Origin of the sequence: Bradyrhizobium jicamae, assembly GCF_018130215.1 — a bacterium.
Lineage (GTDB): Bacteria > Pseudomonadota > Alphaproteobacteria > Rhizobiales > Xanthobacteraceae > Bradyrhizobium > Bradyrhizobium jicamae_A.
Genome location: NZ_JAFCKQ010000012.1, coordinates 82224 through 100052, shown reverse-complemented (window position 1 = coordinate 100052; position 17829 = coordinate 82224). Strand labels below are relative to the sequence as shown.

At 61.8% G+C, this 17829-nt stretch carries 13 protein-coding genes; 6 read left to right on the top strand and 7 right to left on the bottom strand.

The features are described from left to right. Positions 1-65: 65 nt before the first annotated feature. The 3 genes from JQ586_RS16125 to JQ586_RS16115 form a co-directional block, all read right to left on the bottom strand. On the bottom strand, positions 66-3275 hold the full coding sequence (locus JQ586_RS16125) for a hypothetical protein (RefSeq protein ID WP_212395574.1): 3210 nt from the start codon (positions 3273-3275) through the stop codon (positions 66-68). A gap of 537 nt (positions 3276-3812) precedes the next feature. Then, the gene (locus tag JQ586_RS16120) at positions 3813-3986 is read right to left on the bottom strand and encodes a hypothetical protein (protein ID WP_212395638.1); all 174 of its coding nucleotides are present in this window, start codon (positions 3984-3986) and stop codon (positions 3813-3815) included. 12 nt (positions 3987-3998) lie between these two features. Continuing rightward, entirely contained in the window at positions 3999-4364 is a 366-nt protein-coding gene (locus tag JQ586_RS16115; protein WP_212395573.1) for a hypothetical protein, read from the bottom strand. Between the two features lie 75 nt (positions 4365-4439). Between JQ586_RS16115 and rfbA the strand changes: the two genes are divergently transcribed. Continuing rightward, the gene (gene rfbA / locus JQ586_RS16110; protein WP_212395572.1) at positions 4440-5324 is read left to right on the top strand and encodes a glucose-1-phosphate thymidylyltransferase RfbA; all 885 of its coding nucleotides are present in this window, start codon (positions 4440-4442) and stop codon (positions 5322-5324) included. Between the two features lie 17 nt (positions 5325-5341). After that, positions 5342-6436: a dTDP-glucose 4,6-dehydratase gene (gene rfbB / locus JQ586_RS16105; protein ID WP_212395571.1), complete on the top strand. Its 1095-nt coding sequence runs from the start codon at positions 5342-5344 to the stop codon at positions 6434-6436. A 25-nt stretch (positions 6437-6461) separates the two neighbouring features. On the opposite strand, the gene JQ586_RS16100 is transcribed toward rfbB, so the two are convergent. After that, positions 6462-7253 carry an IclR family transcriptional regulator gene (locus JQ586_RS16100; RefSeq protein WP_212395570.1) on the bottom strand — a complete coding sequence of 264 codons (792 nt, stop codon included), beginning with the start codon at positions 7251-7253 and terminating at the stop codon, positions 6462-6464. Between the two features lie 216 nt (positions 7254-7469). Between JQ586_RS16100 and JQ586_RS16095 the strand changes: the two genes are divergently transcribed. From JQ586_RS16095 to JQ586_RS16085, 3 genes are all read left to right on the top strand, one after another. Beyond that, positions 7470-8651 carry an aminotransferase class V-fold PLP-dependent enzyme gene (locus JQ586_RS16095; RefSeq protein ID WP_212395569.1) on the top strand — a complete coding sequence of 394 codons (1182 nt, stop codon included), beginning with the start codon at positions 7470-7472 and terminating at the stop codon, positions 8649-8651. A gap of 100 nt (positions 8652-8751) precedes the next feature. Next, the gene (locus JQ586_RS16090; protein ID WP_212395568.1) at positions 8752-10050 is read left to right on the top strand and encodes a dicarboxylate/amino acid:cation symporter; all 1299 of its coding nucleotides are present in this window, start codon (positions 8752-8754) and stop codon (positions 10048-10050) included. 449 nt (positions 10051-10499) lie between these two features. Next, positions 10500-11876, top strand: a complete 1377-nt coding sequence (locus tag JQ586_RS16085) for an L-serine ammonia-lyase (RefSeq protein ID WP_212395567.1) — start codon at positions 10500-10502, stop codon at positions 11874-11876. A 120-nt stretch (positions 11877-11996) separates the two neighbouring features. Here JQ586_RS16085 and aspT (JQ586_RS16080) read toward each other — a convergent pair whose 3' ends face one another. Beyond that, complete coding sequence (gene aspT, locus JQ586_RS16080) at positions 11997-13691, bottom strand: aspartate-alanine antiporter (RefSeq protein ID WP_212395566.1); 1695 nt, start codon at positions 13689-13691, stop codon at positions 11997-11999. 13 nt (positions 13692-13704) lie between these two features. After that, positions 13705-15396 carry an aspartate-alanine antiporter gene (gene aspT / locus JQ586_RS16075; RefSeq protein ID WP_212395565.1) on the bottom strand — a complete coding sequence of 564 codons (1692 nt, stop codon included), beginning with the start codon at positions 15394-15396 and terminating at the stop codon, positions 13705-13707. A gap of 325 nt (positions 15397-15721) precedes the next feature. On the opposite strand from aspT (JQ586_RS16075), the gene aspD reads away from it, so the two are divergent. Next, positions 15722-17347, top strand: a complete 1626-nt coding sequence (gene aspD, locus JQ586_RS16070) for an aspartate 4-decarboxylase (RefSeq protein WP_212395564.1) — start codon at positions 15722-15724, stop codon at positions 17345-17347. A 206-nt stretch (positions 17348-17553) separates the two neighbouring features. Here the strand turns inward: aspD and JQ586_RS16065 are convergent, their stop codons facing one another. Then, positions 17554-17706 (bottom strand): hypothetical protein, encoded by a 153-nt coding sequence (locus JQ586_RS16065; RefSeq protein WP_212395563.1) that lies wholly within the window; start codon positions 17704-17706, stop codon positions 17554-17556. Positions 17707-17829 lie beyond the last annotated feature (123 nt).

Below are 17829 nucleotides of genomic sequence, written 5' to 3'. Positions count from 1 at the left end.
TTAAGAAACGGTAAAGGCATTGCCCGCAACCTTAACTGCCCGGGGCGCGGACAGCATCGAATACCCTATGCTTGACTTTTCAATGGCCGGCTGGATGTCGTTCGCGCCGGCCGTCCCGGCAGGTGCAGACTCGCCGTCATCATGGGAAAATTATCAAACAGGATGTTCGACTGTGCGTCTTTCTTCGACATGGCAGACCGGGCAGCCTTGTCGATCGTAATATCCGGGTCGCCGTTCTTGCGGCCTGGGAGGCCCCACAGGTAGTGAACCAGGACCGCGTCACGAGGATCGGCCGCTAGGGTGATCCGAACGGTGTTCGAGTTCAAGATGGCTGCCGACGCCACATCCAGCAGATTGTTCACGCACGTCGCATAAACGCCGGCGCCCGCCGTGGTGATGTCGATCGGAGAGCCGCCTCTGGTCGCTGAGAGCTGAAAGGCGCTTCCGCGAGCATTGATCACATAATAGACGGTGCCGGCGGCGATCCCGCCCGGCTCAGTCGCCAATGCACTGATCAGTATTTTGTCACCGTCCGAGTACGTCGCCCCGTTGATGGAGACGACATCGGCGGCTGGATCGATCGAGGTTACCTTGACCACGGAGCTGGGCAGAAAGCCGGTCGACGCCCTTACGACGTCGAACCCGGTGATCTCGCCCGGGCGCCACGACTGCAGGGATGTCGCGCCATTGAGCTGAAACGTGACGTCGACGACAGCTCCGCTTCGCGTCACCGAGACCGGCTCCGGACCAAATCCGTCCACCGCGCTCATGCCGCGATACTTGAGGATCGACATACCCATCATCTCACCCTTCAGGCTCATGTCGCTCGCGTCGGTCGGGTGCGCACCATCTCTCGTGTTCGACCAGAAATAGTGGTCGTCGCAAAGTGACGTGACCAGAGCGTCGCCGTGCTTGCCTGCGATCCAGTCCATCTGCTGCCGGCGCAGCCCGTCTATGCCAATCGTACCGTCGACCGTGGTCGGCTGCCGATTCGACTGGAAGCACTCTGCGAACACGATGTCGTTTCCGAAGTTCGTTCGCAGCCATGAATACAGGCCGTCGAGCTTGGCGCCGTACCCTGTGGTGCTCGCGTCTGCCGGCCCTTGATCCCAGAGATACCAGCCGGCACGACATGCCACCTGATTGGCATCGCACAGTGCAAGACTGTCGACCGCCGCACGGACCGTCCTTGCGTTGTTTGCGTTGCTGAATGCGGAGACCGGGGCGCCGCCGAGACTGATGTTGATGATCGCGACGCAGCAATTGCCGTCGTTGGAGATCTTGTTCGCGAGATTCGACTCGCCCGCCCCCATCTCCTCGGAAGAAAGGACACGTCCCCAGGCGGCCCCGCCATACTTGCTCCAGCGCGACGTGAAACCGTTCGGGGCGACGATCGACTTGAACGAGGCCATCATGCCGGTGATGCTGTCGCCCTGCATGATCAATACCTCGCCGACACCGAAAGGCACCTGCGACTGCTGTTGCGCCTGTGCAGGCGTGTTCGTCTTCCGCGTCCGGAATGACAGCCAGCGCTTGCTGCTCGGGCAGTCGATCCGACCGACGAATGTCCGCGCAACAGTGTCGACAGTGAAACTGCTCAAGGACCGCCAGTCCTGTACGACAGTGGCGCCCGACTGATCCGACCAGTCCAGAAACTGGACGTCCACGCCCGTGGGTGCAACGCCCGTGTAGATGCCGGACAAACAGAAATGACCGATGTTGCCCTTTCTCTGCACGACCGTTCCGGGCTGCCAGCTGTCAATACGAACGCCTCCCGTGATCTGGCCGTTCGGCGCGAGAACACCCGACGCCGGAATTATCCAGGCGTTCGCCCTGTTTCGCAGCGCGCCGAAGTGACCGAACACGCCGTTTCGGAAACCGGTATGGTCCGTGATGAATGCCAGTGCATGAGCCAGCCGCCTGTTGCTCGGCATGCTCCCGATTGCAGAGTTGAAGGTGAACGCCAGACCGGCGTCACCGGATTGACGGTGTTGTGCGACGAAAGAGAAATAGTTCAACTGCAGGTATTGGGCGTCACTGGCGCCGCCCGTACCCGGCGTCAGCGCGTTGAGCCGGGAGACGAGTTGTGCCACCGACTCAGGCATGAAGTTGACGACGACGGCATGACTTCCCGACGCAATGTCGACCGCCGCCCCGCCATCGGTGAGTGAGATCTGAAAATCATCCGCGGAGGGATTGATCACGAAATAGGTGGCGTTCGCGCTCGTTCCGCTGCCCGTCCAGTTCAAACCGGATATCTGAATACGACGTCCGGCGGGCAGCTTGCTGCCGGTCACGGTGATGCGGTCCGACGCGGCGTTTGCGATCCCACCAGTGAGCGAGTCGTACCTCGGGATATCGAGGACGGGATCGACCGGCTTCGTCCGGAATGTAAAGGTCTGGCCATTCAAGGTGATCGAGGCTCCGTCGGAGGGACCAGAAGTCGACGCAGAGTCGCTGCGCGCTGTTCCTCCATCCGAGATAGCCGCCAATGAGATCACCGCCATGGGGTTGCTCGCCGACCGATCACCAAGCCCTTCAGGCTGGATTCCATCAGCAAGCTGCGCGATCTCGTTCTCGGAGAGAGACCGGTTCGCGAGAACGATCGGAAGCTCGATCTCCGGCCCAGGGTCCGCGCTGTTGGCATTGCCCCACGTCCACGTTGCCGGATCAAATCCGTTGCAGGCGCAGGCCTGCTGGACGAGCAACCGCGGCCGCTCGCAGCGGCGCGTCGCCCACAACTCGATCTTCCCCGCCCTGTACTGAACCGTATACATGACAGCCCAGTTTTGCGAGGTCTGGCTGTCCCACTGCTCCGACTGAAAGCCGTAACCCGTCGTGGCACCCGTGCCTGTCGGGACCTTCACCGCGCTGATCTTGTTGTGATCCTTGTCGGTTGCCCAAAGCGAGAAGCGATAACGGCTTGCGTTCCCGGCCGGACGACTTCCGGAGTAATATATCCCGATCGACTGATCCGCGCCTCCGCCGGTCCCCCCCATCGAGAACAGGTAAGCGTCCGTGACGCCTTTCGGAATGCGCCCCCAAACGCTGACGGAAAATTCGGTGCCGACTCCGATGGCGGGCATGACCGCGCTGACACCATTGAACGGCGCCATCTGCACGGTCTGCGTGCTTGTCTTCCAAGCGTTCGGCGTCGCGTCGGACGGAAACGAACGGTTCTCGCTCTTCGCGACCGTGAACCGATTGCTGCGCCCTGTCTTTGTTGACAGAATCGGGCCGAAGGCCATTCCCAGAAACTGGCGGCGCGACGGCATGCTGCTAGTGCCTCGGACGGGAATTGGCAGCCTCGCGTGAACGGCGCTGTGTGACCAACAGAAGCCTCCTGGTCGAGCGTGCGCTGCTCCACCAAAACGATATCTATCTTGCCTGCCCCAGCAAGCATTATGCCATGGAGGCGGGTCAAAGCGGCCTGGAAAAACGCTTCCCTTCGGCCTTACCTTGAATCAGAAAGCGCGTCGCGGGCGGTCAAACGTACTCGCTTGACGTCCTGGAATTGACCCTGCGTTCGACGAACTGAATCGATATGGCGCATATAGCAGGTAGTGTGCCCGGCGTTTTTGCGAACGCCACGAGCGCAGCACGTATCCCAAGACGAATCCGAGGGCGTATGTGACGGCGACGATCGTAAAAGCAGTGGCCATCGCTGAGGTCCTGATCTGGCATTTGCGCTGACCCGTTTTAGAGTCCGAAGTTGTGACCACATCATGTTTCGGCACGCCGAAAGATTGTTCACAGATTGGATTTTTTGTGCAGCCGGGCGGTGCAAAGCTAATCAGAAAGAACTCCGCGAATCACGAAAAGAACCAGAGAACAAATCTCGCGAACATCGAGCTCAGCAGATAGATCCATCCAACCATCGCCAGCACCGTGAGCGCAACGAACGCTCCCGACACGCTTCTTTCCTTGAAACGCAGGAACAGCGGGATCTTTTGTGGTTGGGAAGGCATATCGAGACCAGGCTGCACGATTCAACTTTTCTAGCAATCAAGTTCAATAGTGTCATGACGAAATTGGGACATCGCCAGTTGCGGCGGGCTTCGTGAAATCAATTTCGTTTTATCGCCGGGGAACAACACGCGCAATGAGACCAGCAGTCGACTTAACCGATCGTGGTTACCGTCGAGCAGCGGATCTTCGGCAACATAGCAGCGATGCTTTCGCGGGAATGTGAGCTCGTCCACACGACGACATGCTTTGGCGCGCGATGAATGCCCGGCGTACTGGTCGTGAGAGCCGATTTTCTCTAAGGCGCCGGCGTCAAGGACCCTGCCGGGCGCGGGGCATTGCGACGTCAACGCGACACTCGCGCAAGGTCTTGCGCCAAAATGGTAAATCCGGGCCATGGCCCCGTACCGCGGGCGAAAATCTATGCTAGAGCTTGAGCGGCAACCCTCAAATTCCGCGGGGCGAGAGGTGTGATGAAGGGGATAGTTCTTGCGGGTGGAACCGGAGCGCGGCTCTACCCGGTGACGACGGTGGTGTCCAAGCAATTGCTGCCGGTGTTCGACAAGCCGATGATCTACTATCCCTTGTCGACGCTGATGCTCGCGGGAATCAAGGACATCCTGATCATCACGACGCCGGAGGATCAGCACCTGTTCCGCCGGCTGCTCGGCGAAGGCAGCGAGCTCGGACTCAAGTTCTCCTATGCCGTGCAGGACCAGCCGCGCGGCCTCGCCGATGCCTTCATCGTCGGCCGCGACTTCGTAGGTCGCGACAACGTCGCGTTGATCCTCGGCGACAACATCTTCTACGGTCACGGCCTCAGCGACAAGCTGGCGCGGGCCGCCAGCAAGACGCGCGGCGCGACGATCTTCGGCTATTCGGTCAGCTCGCCGCAGAGCTACGGCGTGGTCGAGCTGGACAGCCAGCGGCGGCCGATCTCGATCGAGGAAAAGCCGGCCGAGCCGAAATCCGATATCGCGGTAACCGGTCTCTATTTCTACGACAACGCGGTTCTCGACATCGCGGCCTCGGTGAAGCCGTCGCCGCGCGGCGAGCTCGAGATCACCGACGTCAACCGCGCCTACATCGAGCGCGGCGAGCTCTCGGTCGAAATGCTCCATCGCGGCTTCGCCTGGCTCGATACTGGCACCCATTCGTCGCTGGTCGAAGCCAGCCATTTCGTTCAGATTCTCGAGCAGCGGCAGGGCCTGCGAATTGCGTGTCTCGAGGAGATCGCGCTCCGGATGGGGAACATCACGCTCGATCAGTTCCACGGACTGGCGCAGCGGTCGGCCAAGAGCAGCTATGGCGAATATCTGCTTTCGATCTATCGCAGCCTTGCGAAGCTGCAACGCTAGCACCACGACACCACGGCATGAGCACGGATCGATCAACACTCTTCGTCACCGGCGGCGCCGGCTTCATCGGCTCCGCCGTGATCAGGCATTTGCTCGAGACCACCGACGTTTCGATCGTCAACATCGACAAGCTCACCTATGCGTCGAGCCTGGATTCCATTCCGCAGGCCGGGCCGCAATCCGCGCGCTATGGGCTGGCGCGGACCGATATCTGCGACGGCGAGGCGTTGCGCGGGCTGTTTGCCAGATATCGGCCGCAGGGCGTGATCCATCTCGCGGCGGAGAGCCATGTCGACCGCTCGATCGACGGCCCGCAGGAGTTCATCAGGACCAACATCACCGGCACGTTCACGCTGCTGCAGGAAGCGCTGCGGCACTGGCGCGCGCTGACGCCACAAGAGCGCGCATCGTTCCGGCTGCTGCATGTCTCGACCGACGAGGTGTTCGGATCGCTCGGCGCGCACGGCGCGTTCACCGAACGCAGTCCCTATGCGCCGAACTCGCCCTACTCCGCCAGCAAGGCCGCCTCGGACCATCTGGTTCGCGCCTGGTGCGAGACCTACGAACTGCCCTGCCTGATCTCGAACTGCTCGAACAATTACGGGCCCTATCAGTTTCCCGAGAAGCTGATCCCGCACATGATCATCAAGGCGCTCGCAGGCGAGACGCTGCCGGTCTATGGCGACGGCAGGCAGGTTCGCGACTGGCTCCATGTCGAGGATCACGCCCGCGCCCTGTACACGATCCTCCGCCACGGGCGGATCGGAGAGACCTACAATGTCGGCGGCCGCAACGAACGGACCAATCTCGATGTCGTCGAGCAGGTCTGCCGGCTGCTCGATCGGCTGCAGCCATCGAACCAGGGCGAGCACCGCCGGCTGATCTCCTTCGTGGCCGACCGCCCGGGCCACGACCGCCGCTACGCGATCGACGCCGCGAAACTGGAGCGCGACCTCGGCTGGCGCGCGCAGGAGAATTTCGACAGCGGACTGGACAAGACCGTCCGCTGGTATCTGGCGAACCGGGCATGGTGGCAGTCGATCCTGACATCGGGCTATGACGCGGAACGGCGTGGGCTGGGGCTTGCACGCACGGAGCCGGCCGAGAAGTAGCGCCTGATGTGACCCGGGAAGACTCTCATCGGGCTTCCTCGCTCGCTTCGCTCTCATTGTCCGCCAGGATCGTTTGCGAAAGCAGCCTGGCCGCTTTCTGCAGTGGCGCAATGAAGCGGTCGAGCTCGTCGAAGCTGACCCGCGCCACGGGCACTGACACGCCGAGGCATGCGATCAGGTTGCCATCCGGAGACACGATGGGGACCGAGCAACCGACCACGCCCCTGACATACTCTTCGTTCGACTTGGCCCAGCCGCGGCGGCGGGTCTCCTCGAGGACCGTCAAGAATGTGTCCCGGTCGGTAATGGTGTTGTCGGTGAATTTCGTCAGCGTGAGCGCATCGACCAGCCGGTCACGATAGCGCGCGGGCAAGCGGCTCATGTAGATCTTGCCGGTCGACGTGCAGTGCAGCGGCGCGGCCTCTCCCGGCCTGAACTGCAGCCCCAGCGGCTGGATGACGCTGACGCTGTCGACGTAGCTGACGACATCGCCGCGCACCACGCCGATCTCGCATTGCTCGCCGATCTCGTCTGCGACCGCTCGCAGCACCGCATGCCGTCGCGCCGTGCGGAAGGCTGCCGCGATGGCTTTCGCGGCCAACGTCACCATCTGATTGCCGACCACATAGCGCTTCGTCCCGATGGCCTTCTGCAGGAGGCCTCGCGCCTCGAGATTTCCGACGAGCCTGTGGGTCGTCGGAAGCGGTAGCGCAAGCGCACTGGCGATCTCCGCCACCGAGACCGCCTTGGTCTGCTCGGCGACATGCCCGACCACGGCAAATGCCCGGTCGAGGGGCCCATCCGCTTTGCTGGTCATGGCTCCCTTCCCATCATTTCGACAAAAACGAATTATCGATTTTCGGAATAATTACAGCCTAAATATGAAAATGTCGATGGACGAAGAACGGTCGTGCCCATATCCTTGGCTCTGCCGGTGAGAGATCAAATTTTGTGCAGCGCACTGCGCGGCCAGAACCGGCTCAAGCAACAACAGTCCGAAGCAGCCTCGGTCGCGCTCGTCAGGGAGAGTGGGATGTCGCGTCACTACGACGTTGCCGCCGTTCGAAAGGCCTTTCCGGCCGCCGAACACGTCGTTTATCTCGATAGCGGATTTCAGACCCCGCTCTCGCGGCCGGTCAAGGAGGCCTATGAGCGCTTCCTGCAGGAGGGCTTCGAGACCGCGGGGCCGAAGCAGATCTGGCTCAACCGACTTGAAGAGACGCGCACCAAGGTCGCGGCTTTCCTGGGCGCCAGGCCGAACGAGATCGCCTTCACCAAGAACACCTCCGAAAGCATGAACATCGCAGCCAACGCGCTCCCGCTTCGCGCTGGTGACAAGGTTCTGATGATCCACGGCGATCATCCCAACAACGCCTACGCTTTCCTCAATCTTCGGAAGAAGGGCGTCGAGATCGTCTTCATTCCGATGACAGAGGTGGTCGATGCGGAAAGCTTCCGGCCGCACATCGACGAGCGGACCCGCGCGATATCGATGTCGCTTGTCACTTTCCATGCCGGGCATCGCTTCGACGTGGAGAGCGTAGGTGCTCTGTGCGCAGAGCGTTCGCTCTATTTCGTCGTCGACGCGATGCAGGGCATCGGCGTCGTGCCAATTGACGCCAAGGCGATGAAGGCAACCTTCATCGGCTCGGGCACGCACAAGGGACTGCTTGTCCCGCAAGGACTCGGCCTGCTCTATTGGGACGCGACAAGGACCGAACTGGAGCCGGCCTACCTGGCGGCTGCCAGTCTTGCCGAGCCGCCGTTGGACTTCGTCGCCAGGCCCGACAATCTGGCCCTGCCGCCGACGGCCGGCCGGTTCGAACTGGGCAACTTCAACCTTCCGGCCATCCAGGGCCTGGGTGCGGCAATCGACCTCATCAACCAAATCGGTATCGAAAATATCCAGCGGCACTGCTTCGACCTCGGCGACTATCTGATCGAGCGCCTCAATGGGCTCGGCGTCGGCCTGGTCGGCCCGCGGGACCGGCAGCATCGCGCGCCGCACATCTACGTCATCGCTTTGCCGGCGGCCGATTGGCTCGACTATTTCACGCAGAACGGCGTTCGCGTATCGCCGGAACGCGACGGCATCCGCGTCTCGTTGGGCATGTTCAACACCACGGCTGACATCGACAGGCTCATGGAAGCAATCCGCGCCCGCAATGCGCCTTCGGCTCGGGCCCGCACCGCCGTTCTGTCCAAGCTCGGGTAGTCCAATACGACCTTCACTTCCTCCAGCAGCAGCCGCCGAGACGCCGGAAATGCGCCACAACTCGGATGCTGCACCCCCCGGTGGCGCGCAGGATCTCGTCATGCAGGCAGGCAGCAGAACTCAAAATCCCAACAAGCTGACCACGTACATCATGGTCAGTCTGGTTCTCGGCATCGCGGCAGGCTACGCGTGCAACAGACTGGCGAGCCCGGAGCAGGCGAAGATCATCGCCGGCTATTTCTCCATCGTGTCGGACATCTTCCTGCGCATGATCAAGATGATCATTGCACCGTTGGTGTTTGGCACCATCGTCTCCGGAATCACCAGTCTCAGTGCGAACGGTGGCGCGGTCGGCCGGATCGCCGTGAAGTCGCTGGCCTGGTTCATCACGGCATCCGTCGTCTCGCTGCTGGTTGGGCTGCTGCTTGCCAACGTCCTGCATCCGGGCCACGGGCTCGGCCTTGCACTGCCCGACGCGAATGCGACGGCCAACGTCCAGACCAGCAGCCTGAACGTCAAGGACTTTGCCGCGCACGTGTTCCCGACCAGCATCGTTCAGGCGATGGCGGGCAACGAGGTGCTGCAGATCCTCGTCTTCTCGATGTTCTTCGGTTTTGCGCTCAGTGCCGTCAAGGGGGCGTTTGCCCCCGATATCGCCAAGTCGATCGACCAGATCGTTCCGGTGATGCTCAAGTTCACCGACTATGTCATGCGTTTCGCCCCGTTCGGCGTCTTCGCCGCCATGGCCTCGGTCATTTCAACGCAGGGCCTCGGCGTTCTCGTCACCTACGGAAAGTTCGTCAGCGCCTTCTATTTCGGCCTCTTCGTGCTCTGGGTACTCATCATCGGTGCGGGCAGTGTCGTACTCGGCGGATCGATCAAGTTCTTGCTCCGCCTGCTCAGACAGCCGATGATGATCGCCTTCTCGACCTCGAGCAGCGAGGCCGCGTTCCCCAAGATGATCGAGCAATTGATGAAGTTCGGCGTCTCCGAACGCATCGCCGGCTTCGTCCTGCCGCTCGGGTATTCGTTCAATCTCGATGGTTCGATGATGTATCAGACGTTTGCCGCGCTGTTCGTCGCCCAGGCCTTCAATATCGACATGCCCATCACGACGCAGATTGCGATGCTGCTTCTTCTGATGGTCACGAGCAAGGGTATCGCCGGCGTGCCCCGCGCCTCGCTTGTCGTCGCAGCCGCAACGCTGCCCACCTTCGGTCTGCCGGCCGGCGGCCTCGTTCTGCTGATCGGCATCGACGCTTTCCTCGACATGGGGCGGACGATGACGAACGTCATTGGCAACGGTATCGCCACTGCCGTCGTCGCCAAATGGGAGAACGAGCTGGGTGCAGCTGTCGAGGAAGAGACTCCCCTCTTGCAAACCGCTGCAGCCGGCTAACGCTGCGCGAGGCGCGAGCTTCGCCCGGTGATCAGGGCTCCGGCGGGGCTACTCAGCACCAACTGGACAGTCACAATGCTAGCCAAGACTGAATTCAGCGCAGCCCCGTCCTGCATGAAGCCGCCCTCTCGATGGTCATGGACCTGGCTGCCACGCAACCTTGCCAGAGTTCATCGGTCCCGGGATCAAAGTCATCCCATCGGTCAAGGGCGACGGACACGAAATCGGCGCGGCAGCCGCCGCAGCCGAGTTTGCGGCGGTTGGCGACGCCTTGGTGCACGGCCGGCGCGTTCGGGTATACTTCGTGAGTGGATCTCGCCGACGTGCCAAATGTCGAACTCGGCGATGAGGTTCATCGACTCTGCCAGGTAACCCCTCCCGCGTTGCGTGGAACGCGGGAGCGTTGCACGCAGCGGCTTGGCAGCCGCGATATCCGAGGGAGGGGTAAGATGCTTAGCGTCTTCGATATGTTCAAAATCGGTGTAGGGCCATCGAGCTCTCACACCGTTGGACCAATGAAGGCCGCGCGCGCGTTTGCAAGGCAACTCTCAGAAACCGGAGTTCTCAACCGGGTCCAGGGCATCCGTATCTGGCTCCACGGCTCCTTGGCCGCAACGGGTAAGGGGCACGCAACGGACACGGCGGTCTTGCTCGGATTGTCCGGCTACGCACCCGACACGATCGATATCGATGCGGTTCCGTCGATCCTCGCAAAGATCGGGAAAGAGAGTGCGATTTGTCTCGACGGGCGTCAGACGGTCCGTTTTGATGCCCTTCAGCATATCAAGTGGAGCGTAAAGCCACTTGCATTTCATCCGAACGGCATGACGCTCTCCGCCTTCGGCGCCGACGGCGACATGCTGGCCGCTGAAACCTACTTCTCCGTGGGCGGCGGCTTCGTCGTGAGAGAGTCGGACATCGGGGCGCAGGATCCGGCGCCGAATGGTCCGGCAGCTCGCTTTCCTTACGACTACGGCACGGCAGATGATCTCGTCGCCCTTTGCAAGAGGAACGCCTTGAGCATCGCCGAACTCATGCGCGCCAATGAGCGTGCGCTGCGTACAGACGAAGAGATCGATCGCGGGCTCGTACAGATCTGGCAGGTCATGAACGGCTGCATCGAGAGGGGCTGCGTCACGGAAGGCCTGCTCCCCGGGCGCATGCAGGTGCGGCGTAGAGCCCCGTCCCTTGCAAAGCTCTTGCGCAGCCGGCCGAGCGTCAGCGCCGATCCGCTGTATGCCATGGAATGGGTCAACCTGTACGCGATGGCCGTGAACGAGGAGAACGCGGCCGGCGGCCGGGTCGTCACTGCTCCCACCAACGGTGCGGCCGGAATTATCCCGGCGGTCTTGCGCTACTATGTGGACTTCGTTCCTGAAGCTTCCGAGCACGGTGTCATGGACTTTCTGCTGACAGCCGCTGCGATCGGGATTCTCTACAAGAAGAACGCCTCGATTTCCGGCGCGGAAGTGGGCTGCCAGGGCGAAGTCGGTGTGGCCTGTTCGATGGCGGCAGCCGGGCTCTGCGCAGTCCTTGGAGGATCGATAGCGCAGGTGGAGAACGCGGCCGAGATCGGCATGGAGCACCACCTTGGCCTGACCTGCGACCCCGTGGGCGGGATGGTTCAGATCCCCTGCATCGAACGCAACGCGATCGGATCGATAAAGGCAATCAACGCTGCCCGCATGGCGCTGTTCGGCGACGGCGAACACCACGTCAGCCTGGACAATGTCATCAAGACGATGCGCGACACCGGCGCGGACATGCTCTCGAAGTACAAGGAGACGTCCGAAGGAGGTCTCGCCGTGAATATCGTTGAATGCTGAGCGCGAACACGGCGTCGTTTCTACGTTGACCGTTATCGGCATCGCCTGACTGACATCGCGAGCGCGGGAACAGTGAGAAATGGAGGCTTTGCCACCACGTTCCGGGTGGCTCCCGCCGGCTCATCCCGCAATCACGGCGACCATGACGGATCCCCAGGTCGTCAGCAGGATGTTCGAGATCGGATAGGCCGGGGTATAGCCAAGCACGACCACCGAGCTACCGGAACGCTCCTGGATGGCGGCCATCGCTGCCGTTACCGTCTGTGCTCCGGTCAGTGCGCCGAGCAAGAGGATGGGGTTCATGCGCAATATGAAATGACCAAAGCAGAAGCCGACGATCTGCGGCAACAGGGTCACCATCATGCCGCCCAGGAGCAGACCGATGCCCGACTCCCGTATGGCGGAAAGGAAGATCGGGCCGGCATGAATCCCGGTAAGGCCGACAAAGGCCGCCAGCCCGAGCGATGTCATCAGGCTGATCGCGCCGTCGGGGATCCGGCCGAAGTGCGGCATACGGGTGCGGAGATAGCCGACCAGAAGTCCGGCGAGCAGCGTGCCGACGCTGGTGCTCAGCGAGATGGTGACACCACCAACCGAAAAACTCACGAGAACGCCAACAAGGCCACCGAAAAAGATCGCAAGTCCCAGCACCACGAAATCGATGCTGGTGCTCGGCGCAACGATGACGCCAATGCTCTTGGCAGCGTTTTGCACCACTGTTTCAGGGCCAACGATGCGAAGCAGATCACCGCGCTGCAGGACCACGCCGGCGGCGATGGGAAGTGCTTCACCACCCCGGCTCAGCGAGCGCAAATAGAGGCCACGTGCCCAGGTCTGTTCCGACGCCTGCTCGAGACTGCTGCCTGCGAGCTTCGACTTGATCAGGAACACGTCGGCCGAGACCAGGGGGATATCGAGGAGTTCGCGGTCCTCGACCTCCTCGCCGCGCGGTCCGATCAGGTCGACGATCACCTGACGCGGTGCGGACAGCGCGATGACGTCGCCTGCCGCGAGCATCGTTCCAGGTTCCGCCTCGAGGATTTGCTCCCCGTGGCGGATGCGGTGGATGAAGACCCGGTGCCCGGGCACGCGGGCTTCGGCGGCGGCAACCGAAAGCCCGGCGATTGCCGCCTGCTCATCCAGCCGGTAGGCGCGCAACTCGAATTTGCGCCAGGCGGACGCCAGGCCGGGTTTGGCCCGGGTGATGCCCAGCGCCTGCTCCAGTTTGAGCGCTTCTGTCTTCAGGTCGATCTTCAGCAGCGCCGGAACGACCATTGTGCAGAACGTGATCACGCCGGCATAGCCGAAGATATAGCAGACCGCATCCGCCACCGCGATATGCGAGACGAAAAGTGCGCGCTGTGCTTCGGGAACGGACAGTCCGTTGACTGCGTCGGTCGCCGTACCCATCGCGGCGCTCTGGCTGAGAGCACCCGACATGAGCCCGGCCGCAAAGCCGGGGTCAAGGCGCAGCACGCGCGCGACGACGATCGCCGCGGCGAGGCCAGTGAGGCTCACGACGACGGCCATGAGCACCGGCTTCAGCCCGTCGCGCTTCATTGCCAGCACGAATTGCGGACCGACCGAATAGCCCACCCCGAACAGGAACAGCAGGAACAAAAAGGATTTGGTCATGCCGGAGACGGGCACATGCGCGAAGTCGCCGACCGCCAGTCCGGCGAAGAGCGCGCCCGTCACCGGGCCAAGGCTGAACGCACCGATCCTGAAGCTTCCGATCCAGTAGCCGGCCGCGATCACCAGGAACAGCGCAAGTTCCGGATAGCGGACCAGAAACTGCTGAAGCCAGGTCAACATCGTCTTGTCGCGGCTATGTCATCAGCATGACCAGCACCATGCCCCAGATCGTCAGCAGCGTATTTCCGACCGCGTAGGTGACGGTATAGCCAAGGCCGGGAATCTGGCTTCTCGCGCGGTCATTGATCATGCCCAGCGAGGCGGTCGTCGTACGCGCGCCGGAGCAGCATCCGAGCACGATCGCGTCGTGGAATTTGAACACATATTTGCCGACGTACATCGCCAGGATCAGCGGTACGGTGGTCACTATGACGCCCCACAGGAACAGGCTGAAGCCGAGCTTTTGCAGTCCGGCGACGAACCCCGGTCCCGAGGAGATGCCGACGACGGCAATGAAGACGTTCAGACCGACCGAGTTCATGAACCACACGGTGGGCGACGGGATCCGGCCGAACGTCGGATGAACGGATCGGAGCCAGCCGAAAAACAGACCGGAGATCAGCGCGCCGCCGGACGTGGACAGAGTCAGCGGCACGCTTCCGATCTTGTAAACGAAGGCGCCGATAAGCGCGCCAATCGCAATGGCTGCCCCGATGAAGGCGACATCGGCAACGTCAGTCGCACGATCCGGCCGGCCCAGCATTTTCGTAGCAGCGCCGACATCGGGCGTGCGACCTACAACGGTGACGATGTCGCCCCGATTGATCTTCGTGCTCGGCAGGATCGGAATCTCGGTCGCGATCGCGCCCCGGCTGATCTTGCGCAGGAATACGCCCCGAGCGCCCGGTGCTTTCGCCAGTTCCTCCAGCGTCTTGCCGTCGACGTCCTTGCTGGTCACGTAGACATCGAGACCCTCAATCGGCACCGCCAGCAGCTCACGATCGTCGACTTCTTCCGCTTGCTCGCCGATCAACTGCACGAGCACGTCGCGGCGGCCAGCCACGGCGACGATATCGCCGGCATGAATCACGGCGTCGGAGGTTGCCTCCACGATCTTCCCGCCTTGCCGAAGCCGCAGGACGAAGACGCGCTGATCGGGAATCAGCGCCTCTGCCTGCTCGACCGTCTTGCCGACGACGGGGCCCCGCTCACGAACGCGGTAGGCGCGCACATCGAACTGGTGCCAGGCCGTCCCCGGGCCGCCCAGTTGCTTCTTGCCGCCGTACTCCTCCTCGTACTTCTTGCACGCGGTCTCGAGGTCGATGCCGAGCAATGCCGGCCCGACCAGCGCCAGGACGATCGCCGACCCGACCGTGCCGAAGATATACGTCACGGCATAGGCGACCGGCATCGCATCGAACAGCTTCTTCGTCTCGTCTGCGGGCAGACCAAGGCGATTGATGGCATCGGTCGCAAGCCCCATCGACGCGGAGATCGTCTGCGACCCGGCATAGAGGCCGACGGCCGATCCGACGTCGTAGCCGGCGAGCTTGGAGCCGAAATAGGCAGAGAGAAGACAGAAGACACAGACCACGGCCGCGAAAATCGCCTGCGGAATGCCGTCCTGCGCGATGCCGCGCACGAATTGCGGTCCGACACCATAACCGATTGCGAACAGGAACATCAGAAAGAAGAACGGCTTCAGCGGACCCGAAATGGTTATTCCGATCTGACCGATGATGACCGCGGCGACGAGCGTCGCGGTCACCGCGCCGAGACCAAGACCCTTGTAGGTGAAGGACCCGAAATAGTAGCCCAGGGCCAGGGAGAGGAAGATCGCGATTTCAGGATAGGTGCGGAGCGTCTGGAAGAACCAATCGATCATGATGTCACCCGTTCATGCTGTCCCGGGGCCTCGGCATACGCCCGCTTCGATCTCGCGCAGGGTGGCCGATGAGGGCGAGCAACTAACTCGGTCGACATCAGACGGCGGTTGGCGACGGGGATGTTGATCTATGTCAAGCGCAACCGCGAGAGTCTTGCGATTTCATCGCCTTGCGACCATCGGTCGGAGCGGTCGCATCGTCCGCACGAGAGCGTTGACATAGATCAAGGGCCGTCACCGGCTGCCGATCATGCTGAAGGCGATTGCGCAGGCAAGAAGCCTGTCCGCCTCCATTCCAACAGCTTGCACCGCCCGGGAGTATCAAATGGCTGATCTTCTGACCTTAAAGAAATTCGAGGCGTTGAGCCCCTTCGAGATCAAGGACGAGTTGATCAATCTGGCGAAGAGCGCTTCGAAGCGGAGCCAGATGGCCTTTCTGAACGCCGGAAGGGGCAACCCCAACTGGGTGGCCACGACGCCGCGCGAAGGCTTCTTCCTGCTGGGACAATTCGCGATCACCGAGAGCAAGCGGGTGATGGAGCACCCGGCAGGCGTCGGCGGCATGCCGCAGCCAAAGGGTATTGCCGGACGGTTCGAGGCCTGGCTCGCACAGCACAAGGACATGCCGGGCGCAAGCTTCCTGACGGAGATGCTGCCCTTTGCGGTCAAGAAGTTCAGCTTCGACCCCGACGCCTTCGTCCACGAGCTCGTCGATTCGATCATCGGCGATAATTATCCGGTGCCCGACCGCATGCTGGTGCACAACGAAAAGATCGTGCACGAATATCTGATGTGGGCCGTTTGCGGCGAGCCCCGGCCAGCCGGAAAATTCGACATCTATGCGGTCGAGGGCGGCACTGCGGCGATGTGCTATCTTTTCAAGTCGTTGAAGGCCAATCGGCTGCTGCTTCCCGGCGACACCATCGCGCTGGCGACGCCGATCTTCACGCCCTACATCGAGATGACGCACCTGGAGGACTATGACCTCAAGGTTGTTCAGATCAGGGCTCCTCAGGAAAACAAGTTCCAGTTCACCGACGAGGAGATCAAGAAACTCGAGGATCCGAAGATAAAGGCCTTCTTCGTCGTCAATCCGTCCAATCCCCCGGGGATGGCGCTGAGCAAGGAGACCATCGCCAAGCTCGCCAAACTGGTGAAGACCAAGCGCCCCGACTTGATGATCCTCACCGACGACGTCTACGGCACTTTCGTGCATGATTTCCGCTCGCTGCTTGGCGAACTCCCGTACAACACCATCGGCGTCTATTCCTATTCGAAGTATTTCGGCTGCACGGGCTGGCGACTTGGCGCCATCGCCATCAACGAAAACAACATCTACGACAAGATGATCGCCGAGCTTCCGGACGCCGCGGTGAAGGCGCTCGACAAGCGCTACGGGCCGCTGACGCTCGAGCCGCGCAAGCTCAAGTTCATCGACCGCATTGTCGCCGACAGTCGCGACGTGGCGCTCAACCACACCGCGGGATTGTCGTTGCCGCAGCAGGTCATGATGAGCCTGTTCTCGCTGGCGGAGATGATGGACGTGAAAAAAGCCTATCAGGCCGCCTGCATGGAAATCGTCAATCAACGCATATGGTCGCTGCTCGACGGGCTCGGGCTTGCGGACAAGCTGACCCCGAATCCGAACTACGACGCCTATTACGCCCTTGTCGATTTCGAATTCTGGGCCCGAAAGAACATCGGCGACGATGCCGTTGAATACCTCAAGAAACATATCCACCCGCTGGACCTTGCCTTCAGGCTCGCCGAAGCCCACGGGATCGTGCTGTTGAACGGAGGCGGATTCGAAGCGCCCGAATGGTCGCTCCGCGTGTCGCTCGCAAACCTCCCTGACGAGGTCTACGACGATATCGGACGGGGCGTTCGAACAATCGCAAGAGGCTATCGCGACGCTTACGAAGCGTCGAAAGGTGCAGCCGCAAAACGCTGACAGCGCATCGACCCGCTGATGGCTGGCTGATACCGCTGCAAAATGTCAAAGGGCGGCGATGGAATTCGCGCCGCCCTGCCCGCGCGCCCCGCTCCGCGATCTCTGCGCACGCATCCCCGTCCTCCTGGATCCGGTCCCGCCCTCCCCCTCTTGGTTCGGACCTCGCGAGCCCGCCTCGCAATTCGACCCGATCAATCCGTTCGGCCCTACACCCTGAAGAACGCGAACCAGACCGTGCCGAGGATCAGCACCGCCAGTCCCGTCGAGGCCGTAAGCAGTGCGAGGACCGAAGGACCAGGCTCGGCCTGGCGCGCTTCGGTCGGGGTTTCGATGATCTGACCGTGTCGTTCCGTTGGCATGCCGACCTCTCCGGTTAAGTGGCTGTAATGTCCCGCCATTGAGGCCCCTCGGAAACCCAACGCATGATCCGGAGCGACGTTCCGAGCCCTTTCGGCTGCGCGAATAACGCATGACAGCAGCGA